The following is a 2,304-nucleotide window of genomic DNA, read 5'->3' on the forward strand; positions in this document are numbered from 1 at the left end:
CCGGCAATGGTACAGGCAGCATTCGTAAAGAAATCTCCAAGATCTTGCCCCAAATCGCTAAATGTAGATTTGATTGAATCATCCGAAAGGCCTAAGACGCTCTTGAAGATAGCGGCCACATTTTTGGCGGCCAGACCATAGGCATTTTCTAACGTTACAGCAATGTCAGTCAGCGCGTAGCCTGCACCATTTAATGCTGAGGCCACACCGTTCACATCACTTCCGAATACTGTTCTAAGAACAGAAGCAACGTTGTGGGCCGTATACCCAAGCCCCCTGAATGTTAAGGCAATTGCTGCGGGCGTACTGCCAAAGCCAGCTTGCAGGGCCAGGGCCAGCTCATTCTGGCTCAGGCCAATGGCCTTGAGTACGGCGGCAGCTGCTCCATCTGTGTAATCCAGTCCTTTAAGAATTAGCGCGGCCCTGGCATGGCTACTTCCGAAAATCGCTCGTACGGCCAGAACCATATCTTCAGGAGCAACCCCCACGGTCGTCAAGATACTGGCCACTTCACTATCAGCTTTGGCGTAAAAGGATTTCAGTCCCTGGGCCACTTCGTTGGGGGTATAGCCCAAATCTTTCAAGGTTTGCGCCACAGAAGTGGCGCTCGAGACGAAAACATTCTTCAGCGAACTTGTAATGTCATTGGCGCTGTAGCTGAGTCCTTTGAAGATACTGGCAACTTCAGAAGCGCTCGTTGAGAAGGCTGTTTTAAGTCCACTGGCGATCTGGTCTACCGTGAATCCAGTTGTCTTCAGGATGGTGGCGGCGCCGCTCGCACTTAAGTTATAGGTGTCCTTCAAGGCCTTTGCCACATTGTCCGAGATAAAGCCAGCGCCTTTCAAGATCGTCGCGTTGGCGACATCGGTCAGGTTGTAGACCGTCTTCAAGCCGAGGGCGACCTGGCTGGCGGCGAAACCGACACTTTTGAGCACCGCAGCATTGGTGGCGCCGCTGAGGTTGTAGACCTCTTTAAGCCCCACCGTGACCTGGTCAACCGCGAAACCAGTCCCCTTCAAGATCGTCGCGTTGGCAATATCGGTCAGATTGTAGACCGTCTTCAAGCCGAGGGCGACTTGGCTGGCGGCGAAACCGACACTTTTCAGCACCGCGGCGTTGGTGGCGCCGCTGAGGTTGTAGACCTCTTTAAGCCCCACCGTGACCTGGTCAACCGCGAAACCAGTCCCCTTCAAGATCGTGGCGTTGGCAATATCGGTCAGATTGTAGACCGTCTTCAAGCCGAGGGCGACTTGGCTGGCGGCGAAACCGACACTTTTCAGCACCGCGGCGTTGGTGGCGCCGCTGAGGTTGTAGACCTCTTTAAGCCCTACCGTGACCTGGTCAACCGCGAAACCAGTCCCCTTCAAGATCGTCGCGTTGGCAATATCGGTGAGGGAGAAAACGTTCTTCAGTGCCAAGCTCACTTCTGGGGCGGCGAAGTCAATAGCTTTGAGCGTGGTGGCTGTAGCCGTGTCACCCAGGGTATAGACCGTCTTGAGCGCCGCTCCAACCTGTGTTGAGTTGTATTGTTCATTTTTCAGAATCTGCGCCGTGACTTCACCACTGAGTTGGAACTCAGCTTTGAGTGCGGCGGCAATCTGTGTCGCTGTTTTGCCAGAGACGGCCAGGGCATGGCCCTGAATGATCGGATTGCGGTTAACACCGAATTTAATTTCGATGTTTTTATCGCCATCAAGACCGCTCAGTTCGCCGGTCGGCAAGCGGAGCTTCCCTTTATCGAGGACGGTGATATCCATACTGCCGAGCGTGAGCGAGGTGATGGAAACGGAGAGACGAACGATGTCTCCTGGGACCAGCGTGGCTGTTTTTCCAGACCATTTGGTCATGTATTTGTTGCCGGCCAAACGAAGTTGGCTCCCCGTAGAGCTATTGCTATTGAGCGTTTCGAGAACTATGCACGTCGGGCCACTGACACGGCAGACAGTGACCGTAAGAAGAGAAGCAAGCGAAAAATCAAACTTGTCTTTGTCACTCTTTCCTACCTTGTTCAGCGGCTCCAGGAAGAAGAAATCTGCCAGAGCAGTGGGCAGCGCAATGCCCTGACTGTGGAGGCTGACCCCCACGCTTGTGGAAGGATTATGTGCAACAGCGACGTTCGCATTAAGGCTGGATGCCACTGAGGAAGTCGTGGGCAATGAATCAATGCTGCCTACAGGCGTTTTAACCTGTCCGCAGGCCGAAAGCAGCAACGCGAAAGACAATAGAAAAGTACGGGAAACTTTCGGTGTGAGCACAGTTCTCCTTAAATGGTAAATATGAGAGTTGTAGACAGGTGAGATTCTA

Annotated in this window: 1 protein-coding gene; it reads right to left on the reverse strand. The window is 53.3% G+C overall.

The window, feature by feature from the left end:
• On the reverse strand, positions 1-2,255 hold a 2,255-nt coding region (locus tag IEY31_RS18470), incomplete at its 3' end, for a hypothetical protein (protein ID WP_188974420.1).
• Positions 2,256-2,304 lie beyond the last annotated feature (49 nt).

It is taken from the genome of Deinococcus aerolatus (assembly GCF_014647055.1).
Classification (GTDB): Bacteria; Deinococcota; Deinococci; order Deinococcales; family Deinococcaceae; genus Deinococcus; species Deinococcus aerolatus.